The sequence below is a fragment of the Streptomyces sp. NPDC091280 genome, assembly GCF_044768565.1.
In the GTDB taxonomy this organism is placed as follows: Bacteria; Actinomycetota; Actinomycetes; order Streptomycetales; family Streptomycetaceae; genus Streptomyces.
Genome location: NZ_JBIVUZ010000007.1, coordinates 337,452 through 349,669, shown reverse-complemented (window position 1 = coordinate 349,669; position 12,218 = coordinate 337,452). Strand labels below are relative to the sequence as shown.

Below are 12,218 nucleotides of genomic sequence, written 5' to 3'. Positions count from 1 at the left end.
GACCGGATCGTGAGCCACGTCGTCTTCTTCCTGGTACCCGGAGTCCATCTGCTGGACCTGGCCGGCCCCGCGCAGGTCTTCTCCACGGCCGCCGACTTCGGGCACCCCTACACGCTCTCCTACGTCGCCGAGCGGCCCCGGGTCACCAGTGCCCAGGGGCTGCCGCTGGAGACCGGGCTCGACTGGCCCGAGCTGGGCCCCGAGGACCTGATCGTGGTGCCCGGCTGGCGTTCGCTGCGGCTCGCGCAGGGCCCCGCGATCGGCCCCGCGCCCCTGCGGGCCCTGCGGGAGCACCACGCGCGCGGCGGAACGGTGGCCAGCGTCTGCGCCGGAGCCGACGCGCTCGGCCGGGCCGGGCTCCTCGACGGCCGCCACTGCACGACCCACCACGACGTGCAGGAAGAACTCGCCCTGCGCCACCCGAAGGCGACGGTCGTCCGAGACGTCTTGTTCACCACCGACGACCGGGTCGTCACCTCGGCCGGCATCGCCAGCGGCATCGACCTCGCCCTGCACCTGATCGCCACCCGGCACGGCCCCGCCGTGGCCGCCCAGATCGCCCGGGACATGGTCGTCTACGCCCGCCGCAACGGCCACGAACCGCAGACCAGCGCGATGCTGCGGCACCGCTCCCACCTGGACGACACCGTGCACCGCGCCCAGGACCTCATCGACTCCCGCTTCGACGAACCGCTGCCGCTGCCCGCCCTCGCCTCGGCCGTCGGCGTCAGCGAACGAACCCTGACCCGGCTCTTCACCCGGGCCACCGGACTCACCCCGCTGCGCTATCAGCAGACCCTCCGCCTCGAACGCGCCGAGCACCTCATCAGCCACGGCACCACGATCGACACCGCCGCCCGCTCGGTCGGCTTCGAGGACGCGCGCATGCTGCGCCGGCTGCGCGCCCGCGGCCAGTGATCGAGAGGTGGCGCCCCGTCCTGTCGAGGCGCCACCCGACGACGTATGCCCTCAGGGCCGACCGGTGCCGGGAGACACGGCCGACCGGTGCGAACTAGGCGGCCGTACCGCCCGCGTAGTCGCTCTTGAAGGTGGTCTCGATGGTGGTGGCGACGGACTGGGCCACGCCCGTGCCGGTGAGGATGATGCCCAACTCCCGGTTGTTGGAGAGGGAGTTGCTGCTGATGTTCATCGAGCCCGCCTCCACCTCCTGGGTGGACAGACCGTAGTCGGCGACCATGGCCTTGGCGTGGATGTAGAAGCCGTTCGGGTCGGAGTACCCGACGACCGTGCCGCCGGCCGCCTTGATCGCGGACACCTCGCTGGCGTAGCTCGACGGGGTCTCCAGCACCACCCGCACCGTCACGCCTGCCTTCGCCCTGGCCACGATCGCGTTGACCACCGTGCTGTCGCTGAACTCCAGTTCCTCGACGTCGAGCGTCTTGGTGGCCGCGTTGATCACGGTGAGGAGGCGGCTGCGGGAGTCGGTGGGGGACCAGAGCAGATGGTCGCCGTCGGTCGGGGTGATCGAGGTGCCGGCGTAGTCGGCGTTGAACACCTTCTCGATCGCGGCGACGTCGCGGGTGTCGTCGGTGAAGACGCCGTAGTCGCGGCCGGTCGTGTAGTACTGCGAGGTCAGATTGCCCGTCAGGACAAGGGACTTGGTGTCGTCGACCGTGATCGTCTTCTGGTGCGTGTAGACGAAGCTGGACGGCGACCAGACCACGCCGACGCCCGCGTTCGTCAGCGCGGTGTACGCCGAACTGTTCGCGGACTGGTGCGCGTTGTCGAGGACCACCCGCACGGTGACGCCCTTGTTCGCCAGGGCTATCAGGTCGTTGACGGCGGTGGTGTCCTCCAGCTCGTACATGGTCATGTCGAGCGAGGAGGTGGCCGAGTTGATGAAGTCGTAGATCGTCGGCTCGCTCGTGGTCTGCGAGAAGGCGAACGCGGTGTACGTCGCCGCGTCGGCGGGGACGGCGGTGACGAAGACGGCGGCGCCGGCCACCAGGGTGACGCCGGCACGGCCGAGGAACGTCCTCAACATGCGTGACTCCTAGTCGAGTTGATGCCCACGTGGGGGGTGGTGAGCGTGGGCATGACACCACGCGCGTAGAACGCTGAGGAAGAGAACCTCGGTGAACTCGCGATTACCGCCGTCGAGCAGGAGTGGACAAAGAGGACTTCACGCAGGTGGGAGCCGGTTCATGGGGTCCCCGTGAGTTCGCAAAAACTTCGTTGTCGCGGTCGTGGGCAGGCCGGCGAAGCCCTCAGCCCGCGGCCGGCTTCCGCAGGACCTCCGGCCGGGTGAACCCATGGCTCCGTTCCACCTTCGCCACGTGCGGCGTGCGGTCCCGCTACCACTCGGCCCGCCCACGTCGCAAGGACGGTCAGGCGCGTGCGTCCGGCGCGCAGCCCCGCAGGATGAACGCGATCACCTCGTCCAGGCCCTGTGCCGCGACCTCAGAGGTGAGCATGCCCGTCGCGGCCAGGTCGGCGTAGCCGTGGAGCGTCGCGAAGACCGGGACGCCGACGCGGTCGAGCGGGCCCTCGCGCACCTCGCCCCGGCGCTGCCCCTCCACCATCAACCGCTCGATGAGCTCGGACCAGCGCCCGGTCGCCTCCAGCAGGGCGGCGGAGGCCTGCGGATCGTGCTTGATCGAGTACATCAGGTCCAGCAGCGCGGCATTCTCCAGGCAGAAGCCCACGTACGCGCGGACCACCGCCTCCAGCCTCCCGCGGTACGACTCGCCGGCGTCGGCCTGTGACGCCCGCATGGCGTCGGTCATCCGCTCGTAGCCGGTCAGCGCCAGCGCGTCCAACAGCGCCTGCTTGTCCTTGAAGTGGCGGCTCGGCGCGTTGTGGCTGACCCCGAGATCGCGGGCGAGTCCGCGCAGCGACAGGGCGGCGGTCCCCTGCTCCCGAAGCGTCTCCTCGGCGCGGGTCAGCAGGGCGGCGCGCAGGTCTCCGTGGTGATAGGGGCGGGGGCGGGTCGGCATGGCGGGGAGTGTACCGGCGATGTGTGTGCGGCCCACGTTGTTGACCGTGTCACCATTGTTGACGCCGTCCACACCGGCTGCCCGTGGCCCCTGTCCGGACCCCTCTGGGGCAACTCCCGCCGCCGCACGTCGAGTTCAGCGTGGCCGCCGCTGTACGACATCGGCGAGCACCGTGCTCACCAGCTTGCCGACGGCCGACGCGGTCGGCGGGTCCGAGGCCCGGTCGGCGAACAGGAGGTGCCCGCCCCCGACCAGGGAGAGGGTGAGCGAGTCGATGTCCGCGTCGGCCGCGATACGGCCCCGGGCGCGCTCGTCGGTCAGATAGCCGGAGACCGCCGTCGTCACCTCGGCGAGGATGGCGATCCCGCCCCCGGGCCGAGCCTGCCGCAGCCGTGCGCGCAGCTCGTCCCGGAAGGTGATGAGCGGGATGATCGCCACCGGCACAGGACCGAACAGAGTGGTCAAAGCGGCCGTGAGGTTGTCGGCCACGGTGCCGGAGCCGGCCGCGTCGCGCAGCGCCCGCGCGTCCGTCTCCAGCCGCGCGGCCCGGTCGAGGACCAGCTCGGCCAGGAAGGCGTCGAAGTCGGTGAAGTGCCGGTGCAGTACGCCTTTGGCGCAGCCCGCCTCGTCGGTGACGGCCCGGCTGGTCAGTCCGTCCGCGCCGTCCCGCAATAGCACGCGTTCGGCGGCGTCGAACAGCTGCTGCCGCGCATCACGAAGGTGGACCCCGGTCGGCACTCGTCGATCCTCTCCCGCGCCAGTCCACTGGCACCCATTGGCGTGTGGGCGCTTGCCCACTAAGGTGAACGCATGCCCACTTTACCGCCCGAGCGCCCCTCGCCGACCCCGCTCCACCAGGCCCGGAAGATGGCCGAGTCCTTCGGCACGGACGCCCGACGCTACGACCGCGCGCGCCCCGCCTACCCGGACGACCTGGTGTCCCGCCTCGTCGCGGGGAGCCCGGGGACGGCCGTGCTCGACGTGGGCTGCGGCACCGGCATCGCGGCCCGCCAGTTCCAGGCCGTCGGCTGCACCGTGCTCGGCGTCGACCCCGACGCGCGGATGGCCGAGGTCGCACGGGACCGCGGCCTGCCGGTCGAGGTGGCGACCTTCGAGGCCTGGGAACCGGGCGGCCGGATGTTCGACATGGTGACCGCCGCCCAGTCCTGGCACTGGGTGGACCCCCTCGCCGGGGCCGTGAAAGCGGCCCGCGTGCTGCGCCCGAACGGCCGCCTCGCGATCTTCGGGCACGTCTACGAGCCGCCCGCCGAGGTCGCCGAGCCCTTCGCCGCCGCCTACCGGCGCGTGGCGCCCGACGCGCCGTTCAACGAGGGGCCGGCCCGCCGTCCCCTGGAGATGTACCGGGCGGGCTACGCGAGGGTCGCCGAGAGGATCGCCGAGAGCGGGCGGTTCGACGCCCCGGAACAGGCGCGGTTCGACTGGGCGCGGTCCTACACGCGCGACGAGTGGCTGGAACTCCTCCCCACGACCGGCGGCCTCACCCGCCTCGCCCCCGCCCAACTGGCCGAGATCCAGAGTGAGGTGGGCCGCGCGATCGACGGACTGGGAGGCCGCTTCACGCTGGACTGCACCACCCTCGCCGTCATCGCCGCACGCGCCGACACTTCCCTTTGATCCGCTTTGCCCCGCCCCTTTTCGAAGGGCGGGCTCCAGAGCGTTGCTTTCCGAAGATCCCGCTCGTTGATCTCCGCATGCAGTGAAGCGGTGCCCGAGCGGCATGGAGGCGTGGATCGACAGTGGTGCCCGGCGGCCTCCCGTGGGCAGGCGAACGGAGAGCCCTGTGCGCATGAGTGACCTTCAGCGGTGCGAGATCCGTCCCGGACGACTCGTCGAGTGGACGCTGCACCCGGCGGCCGTAGGAGCGGCGCGGGCGCTTCCCGACGACGCGCGGCCACCGGCCTATGTGCAGGAGTCCCATATCCGTACGGCGCGTACGGTGCGCGAGGACGGGCTGTTCGTGCCGACCTGGCTCGGTACCGCCTTCGACCTGCCGGGGCGGATCGAACTCGACGTGCTCCAGGGCGCGTTGCGGTCCTGGATGCTCCGGCACGAGACCCTGCGCAGCGGCTTCCGGTGGGCCGGTGACGAGATGCGCCGCTTCACCCTGGACGCCGACGCGGTGGTCCTGCACCGGGAGGACGTGGGCGACTTCGCGGACGCGGGGACGCTCACCCGGTATCTGCAGGACCGTTTCGATGTCACGGCGGACGCGCTCACCTGGCCGAACTTCCTCTTCACGGCGGTCGTCCGCCCGGACTGCACGAGCGTGTACCTGGCGTTCGACCACAGCAACGTCGACGCCTACTCGCTCCACCGGATCGCCGGGGAGGTGCACGAGCTGTACGCGGCCGGGCTGGCCGGGACATCGGTCGAAGCGGCGCCCGTCGCCAGCTACATCGACTTCTGCGCGGACGAACGCACGGACGCCGACCGGATCGACGACACGCACACCGTCGTCTCCCGCTGGCGCGAGTTCATCGCCCGCTGCGACGGCAAACTGCCCAACTTCCCCGTCGACCTCGGCCTCGACCCCCAAGGGCCGCTGCCCACACAGAAGTTCCTCCAGGAGATGCTGACCGACGGCACCGAGGCGGCGGCCTTCGAGGCGTACTGCCGCCCGTACGGCGGGAGCCTCGTCGGGGTCCTGGCGGCCGTCGCCCTCGCCGCCCGTGAGATCAGCGGCCTCGACGTGTACCGCACGGTCGTGCCCTTCCACACCCGGGCCAAGTCCCGCTGGGCCGACTCCGTCGGCTGGTACGTGGGCGGCGCGCCGATCGAGATCCCCGTCGAGGACGCGCGGGACTTCGACGACGCCCTGCGGATGGTCCGCGCCACCCTCCGCGAGAACCGCCCCTTGGCCCGCATGCCCATCGCCCGCGTACTGCGCCTGCTGGGCGCCGACTTCCGCCCCACGTCCCCCGACCTGTACTCGATCGTCTCCTACGTCGACTCGCGCGCCCTGCCCGGTTCGGAGCGCTGGCAGGAGCTGAAGGCGTACGGGCTGATCCGGGTGTCGTACGGCGATCAGGTGTGCGCGTGGGTGACCCGGGTCCACGAGGGGCTCCAGTTCGCCTGCCGCATCCCGGACAACGACATCGCGGACAAGAACATGCGGCTGTGCATGGAGCTGGTGGGGGAGCGCCTCGTCTCGGTGGCCCGGCGGGCGTTGGCCGTGCGGGTGTAACCCCCCGGCCCACCCGGCGACGGTCGCGGGCCGCCCATGCCGGGGCTCAGATCAATGATCGGCGGACTTCGCACATCGTGGTTAGGGTGCGTGGATGGAGCGGATTCTGGTGGTGGGGGCGACGGGCGCGGGCAAGTCCACGCTGGCCCGGAGCGTGGGCGAGCGGCTGAAGGTGCCCTACCACGAGATGGACGCCCTGTACTTCACCGGTCCCGGCTGGGCCGTCAACGAGCACCTGACCGACGACGTGCTGCGGCTCACCGCCGAACCCCGCTGGATCATCGATTCGATCGGCTCGCCCGAAGTCCGCGATCTGCTCTGGGAGTCGGCGGACACGGTGCTCTGGCTGGACTACGGGCGAGGCGTGATCATGCCGCGCGTGCTGCGCCGCTCGCTCCGCCGCACGGTGACGCGCGAGCGTGTCTTCGGCGGCAACCGGGAGACCTGGGCGGGCTGGCTGAGCCGTGAGCACCCGGCGTGGTGGGCCTGGTCCCAGCACGCGGGCAGACGGAGCGAGATCGCGCGCCGGACGAACGACCCGCGTTTCGCCCCGCTCTCCGCACTCCGGTTCGCCCACCCCCGCGAGACCGCGGCCTGGTTCGCGTCCCTGGGCTGAGCCGTCAGAGGAAGGGGGTGCCCGCGTCGAGCCCGGAGAGGACCCGGCCGTACAGCTCCAGGTTGGTGGCGGGGTTGACGAAGGAGTGGACGCTCAGCGCGTGCAGATCGCGGACCGCGCGCTGCACGGGGACGTCCTGCCGCAGGGAGGAGGCGCCCGACGCGGACGCGATGAGGTCCACGGCCTCCTTGCACAGCCGGGTCGCGTAGCCGCTCCGCGCCCGGATCTCGGCGCGCCGCTCCTGTGTGTACGGCTCGTCGTGCTCGGCCGCGGACTCGATCCGGGCGACGAACTCGCGGGTCAGCAGTTCGGCGCAGGAGATCTTCAACGCGGCCTCGGCGACCTGGAGATGGGTGACACCCGCCTCGTACTGCCGCTCGTGGAAGGTGTACGTGATGCCCCGCCGGTGGATGCGCTCGGTGAACTCCGCGAGCGCCGCCCGGGCCAGGCCCAGCGCGTTCGGCGCGGTCCAGGCGCAGAACAGCGTCAGGACCGGCATCCGGTAGAACGGGTCGTCGGCGTTGGCCTTGGAGGCGGAGCCGCCCCCGAGCAACTGCCCCAGGGGCAGCACCCGATGGGCGGGCACGAACACGTCCCGTGCGACGACACTGTTGCTTCCGCTGCCCGCCAGCCCCGACACGTACCAGTCGTCGAGGATCTCCAGCTCCGCCATCGGTACGGCCGTCCACAGCACCTCGGGCGGTCCGTCGGCGGACGCGACCCGGGCCGTCAGCAGATGCCAGTCGGCGTTCTGGCAGCCGGTGGCGAAGCGCGAAGTCCCGTTGACCACATAGCCGTTGTCCGTCGCCACCGCGACCGCGTCCGGGACGAGCGTGCCGCCGATCCGCACGTCCGGGCCGGTGAAGATCTCGTCCTGGGCCTCGTCCGGGAACAGCGCGGCGATGTAGGAGCACCCCGCATGGTTCAGCGCCATGAACCCGGTCGAACCGCACCCGGCGGCGATCTCGCCCAGCACCTCGACCTGCGTGCTCAACCGGCTCTGGTAACCCCCGTACCGGCGTGGGACGTTCATCCGGTACACCCCGGCGTCCGTCAGCGCGGACACCACCTCCGCCGACACCCGCCGCTCCTGCTCGGTGCGCAGCGCCCGCTCACGGAGCAGCGGTCGCATCTCCCGCACGCGTTCGACGAGACCGGCATCGGACGGGAGCGGAGCCATGAGGGACCTCCCAGCGCTACGGGCCCTCACCGTGACGCGGAACGCGCGAGGTGTCAACGCCCTTGTTCAGTCGGGGGAGTTGAGGGACCGGTAGAAGGCGAGGTGCCGACGGGCCGCGGTGTCCCAGGTGTGGCGGGCGGCCAGTTCCCGCCCGGCGGTGCGGCGCGCCGGGTCCTCGACGACCAGGGCGTGGCCCAGTTCCGTGGCCAACTCCTCGTGCGTGGAAGCGAATCGGGCGGCACCCCCGAACACCTCGCGCAGCACGGGCAGATCCCGCACGACCAGCGGCACCCCGGCGGCCAGCGCCTCCATCGCGGCCAGCCCGAAGCCCTCCTTGAGCGACGGGAAGGCGAACACGTCCGCCGCGGCGACCAGCGACGGCAGCTCGTCCTCCGCGACCTGCCCCAACACGACGGGCTCCACGGCGAGTTCGGCGGCCCGCGCCTCCCAGGCCGCCCGGTAGTCGCGGTAGTCGAAGAGGGTCTCCCCGCCCGCGATCACCAGCCGGACGTCGGGACGGGCGGCGCGCAGCAGGGCGTAGGCCTCCAGGAGGTCCAGCGAGCCCTTGCGCGGCTCGATGCCGCCCACGGTCAGGACGTACGGGCCGAGCCGGGAGCGCCAACCCGCCCGCGCGGCCGGGTCGGTGACCGCGAAACGGTCGTAGGCGACCCCGTTGGGAATGACCCGCGCCGCGATGCCCCAGCCCTCCGCCAGCTCCCGCGCGACCGCGTCCGACACGCACAGGTGGGCGTACGGCTCGACGATCGCCCGCTCGTGGCAGGCGGCCAGTTCGGGGGTGGTGAAGTGGTCGAGGTGGTGGACCGTGCGGACGCAGCGGCCGACGGCGTTGGCGCTGATGCAGTCCTGGGCGTGGACGATGTCGTAGGGCGTGGGGTCGAAGGCGGCGCGCAGGGTGGTGATGGAGCGCAGGACGCGGGCGCCGACCGTCTCGCCGGGCGAGCCGTCCGGGAACGGGACGATCTCGACCCGTACCGCCGGGTCCACCGGGCGGTGGAAGCCCGCGTCGCCGCCCCGGCCCAGGGTCCACACCGTGACGTCCTCGCCCAGCGCCGCCAGGGCCTCCGCCAGGGCGAGGGTGTGGACGACCCCGCCGCGCGGCCGGGTCGAGTAGCTGAGCAGGGCGATCTTCACGTACGGGACTCCCGGTAGGCGTCGGGACGGCGCTCGTCGAGGTGGCGCAGCACGCGGCGGGCCCGGTCGGTCTCGGCGGCGACGTCGATCTCGGCGACCGCGAGACCGGCCTTGGACCAGGTGCGGGCGAGGATGTCGCCGCCGGGGCCGACCACCTTGGCCTGGCCGAGGAAGCGCATGCCGCCGAGGGCGCCGGTCTGGTTGGAGGAGGCCAGCACGACCTGGTTCTCGGCGGCGCGGGACTGGTCGTAGAGGTCGAAGAGCCGGGCCTGGCGGTCCTGGGCCATGCGCGGGGCGCGGTTGGTGATGCTGGTGGGCCAGGCGGACAGACAGGCGAGGATCTCGGCGCCGTCCAGGGCCAGCGAACGGGCCGACTCCGGGAAGGTCTTGTCGTAGTCGATGAGCATGCCGATCCGGCCGACCGGTGTGTCGAAGGCGTCGAAGCGGTCCCCCGCCGTGTACGCGGCGACCTCGCCGGCCGGGAGGTGCACCTTGCGGTGCCGGCCGAGGACACCGTCGCCGCTGACGCACACGGCCGCGTTGTAGCGCTCGGTCCCGCCGTCCTCGCAGTAGCCCACGCACACCACCATCTCGGCCGCCAGCCGGGCGACCCGGAGGATGAGCGGGTCGTCGGGCTTGAGGGCCGGAGGCAGCGCCTCGGGGTCGGGGTGGCGCAGGTCGGCCAGGTAGCCGCCGAGCGCGGCGTCGGGCAGCACCAGCAGATCGGCGCCCGAACCCCGGGCGTCCTCGATGAGTTTGCCGACGCGCGCGAGGTCGAACTCCAGGTCGCGGCCGAAGTGGGCGGCGGCGGCCGCGATCCGGACGGTGCTCATACGGTGACTGCTCCCGGGGCTGGGCCATAGGTCTCGGGCCGCCGGTCGCGCAGGTGTCCCATCGACCGGCGGGCGGTCTCCAGAGCCTGGGCGACGTCGAGTTCGGCGACGGCGATGCCGGAGGTCACGCCCGTGTCGGCGAGGATCTCGCCGCCCGGGTCGACGACCTTGGCACTGCCGACGAAGCGTAGCGACCCGAAGGTGCCCGACTGGTTGGCGGACAGCCACACGATCTGGTTCTCCAGGGCGCGGGCCCGGTCGAACAGGTCGAAACGCCGCTTCCAGCGGTCCTGTTCCAGGTCCGCGCTCGCGTTCGTCCGCGCCCCCGGCCACGCCGACACGCACACACCGATCTCGGCGCCGTCCAGGGCCAGCGCCCGCGCCGACTCCGGGAACGCCTTGTCGTAGCAGATCATCATGCCGATCCGGCCGACCGGTGTGTCGAAGGCGTGGAAGCGGTCGCCGGAGGAGTAGCTCGCGTCCTCGCTCAGCGGCTGGTGGACCTTGCGGTGGTTGCCGAGGACGCCGTCGCCGCTGACGCAGACGACACTGTTGTAGCGGGCGTCCCCGGCTGCCTCGCAGTATCCGGCCACGACCGTCAACTCGCCCGCCAGCGAAGCGAGTCGGCGGATCTCCGGGCCGTCGAGGGCGAGCGCGGGCGGCCCTTCGTCCAAGGCGTCCTCGTCGTCCAGGCTCAGCAGGTATCCGCCGAGGCACGCCTCCGGCAGGGCCAGGAGCCGTACGCCCTGCTCCCGGGCCTCCTTGACCAGCCGTTCGGCGATCGTGAAGTCCTCCTCCAGATCGCGGCCGAACTCGGCGGCCACGGCCGCCATCCGCAGCGTGCTCATGCCGTCCCCATTCCGGTCACCGTCGAGGTGACCGCCTCGGTGATCTCTCCGTCCGGCCAGCGCAGCCCGACCCCCTGCCCCGCGGTCAACTCCCCGCACACGGCGCCGATCGCGGGCCCCGCCGGCAGCGGTGGCGCGTGCGGCTCGTCGGCGGTCAGCATCGCGAAGCCGGGGAAGCAGGTCAGCCAGTCGCCCATGGACGCGCCCGCCGGACGGGGCACGGCGGCGACGTCGAGCACCGCCCCGCAGCCGCTCGCCTCGGCGAGCATCCCCAGCGTCCCGGCGATCCCGGCCATCGACACGTCCTTCGCGGCGGCGGGCCGCGCGACGGCCACCGCCCTTGTCATCGCGCGGAGTTCCTCGCCGCGACGACGGGTGGTCGAGTCCCACTGACGGCCCCGGTAGCCGGCGCGCCAGCCGCCGCCGAGGTCGGCCGTGAGCCGGACGGCGTGCCCGGGACGGCCGCCACCGCCCGGTACCGGCCGTCCGGTGCGGCCCAGCGCGGTCACCGACAGGGCGGCGGGGACGCCGAGTTGGGTGTGCCCGCCCAGCACCGGGACGCCGTAGGCCCGTGCCGCCCGGGTCAGTCCGGCGAGGACCAGGGCGGCCTGCGCCGTGTCACGCGCGCCGATCGCGTCCAGCAGGCCGACCGGTGAAGCACCCATCGCCGCCAGGTCGTTGACGTTCACCAGGACCCCGCACCAGCCCGCCCACTCCGGGTCCCGCTCCACCATCGACGGCACGATCGCGTCGCACGCGGCGATCACATCGGTGCCCGGCACGGGCGCGCCGTCGTCGCCGCCGAAGCCGGGCGGCGCGGGCAGCTCGGCGAGCAGACCGCCCAACGCGGCCTTGGTGGCGGCGACTTGAGCCGCGATCCGCGCGACGGGCCACCGCATCAGCAGGTGCGGGGCGTCGGCCACCCGCGTCGCGCGCACCGGCCGCCAGCCGAGCCGCCGGAACAGCACCTCGTTGCGGGCCTGCACGGTCGCGTCGAAGCGCAGCGCGCCCTCCGCCTCCGCCCGTGCGCAGGCGGCCCGGACCAGCGCCGCGCCGATACCGAGCGGGCCGCGAGCCTCCGGGGCGACGACCAGTCGGCCGCCCTGCCACCAGCCCAGGTCGATCCCGTCGTCGACCGGTCCCAGCCGGACCCCGCCGACCACCGTGCCGTCCGCGGCCTTGGCGACCAGCACGACGGTACGGGGGTCGGTGTCACGGTCGTCGAGGTCGTCGCCGCTGAACAGTCGCTGCTCGTGCACGAAGGTGTCGGTGCGAAGCCGTCGGTAGGCGGCCAACTCCGCCTTTCCGTCGGCCTGTTGGATATGGAACGCGGGGCGGCGGGCGAGGGTGCTGCGGTCGCCGAGCAGGGCCAGGATGTCCACCGGGCCGTCCGCCGCGAGCGGTGCCGTCGAGCCGTCGAGGTACAT

At 72.5% G+C, this 12,218-nt stretch carries 12 protein-coding genes; 4 read left to right on the top strand and 8 right to left on the bottom strand.

The window, feature by feature from the left end; genetic code table 11:
* Positions 1–9 precede the first annotated feature (9 nt).
* Positions 10–918, top strand: coding sequence for a GlxA family transcriptional regulator (locus tag ACIQPR_RS22755; RefSeq protein WP_403651098.1), 909 nt, complete (start codon positions 10–12; stop codon positions 916–918).
* Positions 919–1,012: 94 nt separating this feature from the next.
* Here ACIQPR_RS22755 and ACIQPR_RS22750 read toward each other — a convergent pair whose 3' ends face one another.
* The 3 genes from ACIQPR_RS22750 to ACIQPR_RS22740 all read right to left on the bottom strand — a co-directional run bounded on the left by ACIQPR_RS22750 (position 1,013) and on the right by ACIQPR_RS22740 (position 3,695).
* A complete protein-coding gene (locus ACIQPR_RS22750; RefSeq protein ID WP_403651096.1) occupies positions 1,013–2,005 on the bottom strand; it encodes a phospholipase D-like domain-containing protein in 993 nt (330 codons plus the stop codon).
* Between the two features lie 343 nt (positions 2,006–2,348).
* Entirely contained in the window at positions 2,349–2,957 is a 609-nt protein-coding gene (locus ACIQPR_RS22745; RefSeq protein WP_403651095.1) for a TetR/AcrR family transcriptional regulator, read from the bottom strand.
* Positions 2,958–3,092: 135 nt separating this feature from the next.
* Positions 3,093–3,695 carry a TetR/AcrR family transcriptional regulator gene (locus tag ACIQPR_RS22740; protein WP_403651094.1) on the bottom strand — a complete coding sequence of 201 codons (603 nt, stop codon included), beginning with the start codon at positions 3,693–3,695 and terminating at the stop codon, positions 3,093–3,095.
* Between the two features lie 72 nt (positions 3,696–3,767).
* Between ACIQPR_RS22740 and ACIQPR_RS22735 the strand changes: the two genes are divergently transcribed.
* The 3 genes from ACIQPR_RS22735 (at position 3,768) to ACIQPR_RS22725 (ending at position 6,778) form a co-directional block, all read left to right on the top strand.
* Positions 3,768–4,592: a class I SAM-dependent methyltransferase gene (locus ACIQPR_RS22735; RefSeq protein ID WP_403651092.1), complete on the top strand. Its 825-nt coding sequence runs from the start codon at positions 3,768–3,770 to the stop codon at positions 4,590–4,592.
* A gap of 172 nt (positions 4,593–4,764) precedes the next feature.
* Positions 4,765–6,162, top strand: a complete 1,398-nt coding sequence (locus ACIQPR_RS22730) for a condensation domain-containing protein (RefSeq protein WP_403651091.1) — start codon at positions 4,765–4,767, stop codon at positions 6,160–6,162.
* A 94-nt stretch (positions 6,163–6,256) separates the two neighbouring features.
* On the top strand, positions 6,257–6,778 hold the full coding sequence (locus ACIQPR_RS22725) for an AAA family ATPase (RefSeq protein WP_403651089.1): 522 nt from the start codon (positions 6,257–6,259) through the stop codon (positions 6,776–6,778).
* Between the two features lie 4 nt (positions 6,779–6,782).
* Here ACIQPR_RS22725 and ACIQPR_RS22720 read toward each other — a convergent pair whose 3' ends face one another.
* From ACIQPR_RS22720 to ACIQPR_RS22700, 5 genes are all read right to left on the bottom strand, one after another.
* Positions 6,783–7,958, bottom strand: a complete 1,176-nt coding sequence (locus ACIQPR_RS22720; RefSeq protein WP_403651087.1) for an acyl-CoA dehydrogenase family protein — start codon at positions 7,956–7,958, stop codon at positions 6,783–6,785.
* A gap of 66 nt (positions 7,959–8,024) precedes the next feature.
* The gene (locus tag ACIQPR_RS22715; protein WP_403651085.1) at positions 8,025–9,110 is read right to left on the bottom strand and encodes an MSMEG_0565 family glycosyltransferase; all 1,086 of its coding nucleotides are present in this window, start codon (positions 9,108–9,110) and stop codon (positions 8,025–8,027) included.
* Positions 9,107–9,943, bottom strand: coding sequence for a carbon-nitrogen hydrolase family protein (locus ACIQPR_RS22710; RefSeq protein ID WP_403651084.1), 837 nt, complete (start codon positions 9,941–9,943; stop codon positions 9,107–9,109). The genes ACIQPR_RS22715 and ACIQPR_RS22710 overlap by 4 nt, the downstream gene beginning before the upstream one ends.
* Positions 9,940–10,791, bottom strand: coding sequence for a carbon-nitrogen hydrolase family protein (locus tag ACIQPR_RS22705; protein ID WP_403651082.1), 852 nt, complete (start codon positions 10,789–10,791; stop codon positions 9,940–9,942). Before ACIQPR_RS22705 ends, ACIQPR_RS22710 begins: the two co-directional genes overlap by 4 nt.
* Positions 10,788–12,218, bottom strand: a complete 1,431-nt coding sequence (locus ACIQPR_RS22700) for an MSMEG_0567/sll0787 family protein (protein ID WP_403651080.1) — start codon at positions 12,216–12,218, stop codon at positions 10,788–10,790. The genes ACIQPR_RS22705 and ACIQPR_RS22700 overlap by 4 nt, the downstream gene beginning before the upstream one ends.

Excerpts from the sequence above, each read along its gene's own strand:
- ACIQPR_RS22710 (WP_403651084.1), bottom strand. The coding sequence starts at position 9,943 with ATGAGCACCGTCCGGATCGCGGCCGCCGCCGCCCACTTCGGCCGCGAC.
- ACIQPR_RS22745 (WP_403651095.1), bottom strand. The coding sequence starts at position 2,957 with ATGCCGACCCGCCCCCGCCCCTATCACCACGGAGACCTGCGCGCCGCC.
- ACIQPR_RS22705 (WP_403651082.1), bottom strand. The coding sequence starts at position 10,791 with ATGAGCACGCTGCGGATGGCGGCCGTGGCCGCCGAGTTCGGCCGCGAT.
- ACIQPR_RS22750 (WP_403651096.1), bottom strand. The coding sequence starts at position 2,005 with ATGTTGAGGACGTTCCTCGGCCGTGCCGGCGTCACCCTGGTGGCCGGC.
- ACIQPR_RS22700 (WP_403651080.1), bottom strand. The coding sequence starts at position 12,218 with ATGTACCTCGACGGCTCGACGGCACCGCTCGCGGCGGACGGCCCGGTG.
- ACIQPR_RS22720 (WP_403651087.1), bottom strand. The coding sequence starts at position 7,958 with ATGGCTCCGCTCCCGTCCGATGCCGGTCTCGTCGAACGCGTGCGGGAG.
- ACIQPR_RS22735 (WP_403651092.1), top strand. The coding sequence starts at position 3,768 with ATGCCCACTTTACCGCCCGAGCGCCCCTCGCCGACCCCGCTCCACCAG.
- ACIQPR_RS22725 (WP_403651089.1), top strand. The coding sequence starts at position 6,257 with ATGGAGCGGATTCTGGTGGTGGGGGCGACGGGCGCGGGCAAGTCCACG.
- ACIQPR_RS22730 (WP_403651091.1), top strand. The coding sequence starts at position 4,765 with ATGAGTGACCTTCAGCGGTGCGAGATCCGTCCCGGACGACTCGTCGAG.